At 63.3% G+C, this 873-nt stretch carries 1 pseudogene; it reads left to right on the forward strand.

The annotated features are described in order from the left end of the window. Positions 1-80: 80 nt before the first annotated feature. Positions 81-873 (forward strand): annotated as a pseudogene (locus C2134_RS10965) (IS110 family RNA-guided transposase); the annotation flags it as partial.

The following is an 873-nucleotide window of genomic DNA, read 5'->3' on the forward strand; positions in this document are numbered from 1 at the left end:
TAATGTGATGGTCAGCCCGACTCAACCGCCCTGCTGGCGTAGCTAGCAGGGCGGTTTCCCTTTCTGCGCAGGAGGTTCTCATGGCTACCATCACCCTCATCGGCATCGATATCGGCAAACACAGCTTTTACCTGGTGGCACACGATGTCCACGGCAATATCTTGCTCAAACGCCAGTTTGGCCGCCACTCCCTGATCGACTTCCTCGCCCGCCACCCGCCCTGCCGCATCGTCATGGAGGCCTGTTGCGGCGCGCACTGGCTGGCCCGCAAGCTGGCCGGCTTCGGCCATACCGTCCAGTTGATCGCGCCGCAATACGTGCGTCCCTTCGTCCAAGGCAACAAGAACGATTTTCTCGATGCCCAGGCCATTTGCGAAGCCGCATCGCGTCCCACCATGCGCTACGTCGCCGTGAAATCGCCCGAACAGCAGGCTCAGTCGGCGCTGCACCGTTTGCGTGAAGCGCGCATCCGCGAGCGGGTGCAGACCGGCAACCAGATTCACGCCTTGCTGCTGGCGTTCGGCCTGGCGCAGCAAGCGCATGTGCTGCTGAGAGAACACGATGCTGCCTTGCCCGAAGGCGCCTGGCGCGTGTTGGAGAAACAGTTGCAGCACCACGATCTGCTGCTGCAGGAGATCGAGGCGCTGGATCGCGAGATCGCCGCTCAGGCTAAACAGGATGATGTGGCGCGGCGCTTGATGACGGTGCCGGGCATCGGCCCGATCACCGCCAGCCAGTTGGCGGCCGATGTCGGCAATGCCAAGGGGTACGGCATGCGCGCGACTTTGCCGCCTCGCTGGGTCTGGTGCCGCGGCAGCACTCGACAGGCGGCAAGGCCAAGCTGCTAGGCATCAGCAAGCGCGGAGACAAATC

The sequence above is a fragment of the Chromobacterium sinusclupearum genome (assembly GCF_002902845.1).
GTDB lineage: Bacteria > Pseudomonadota > Gammaproteobacteria > Burkholderiales > Chromobacteriaceae > Chromobacterium > Chromobacterium sinusclupearum.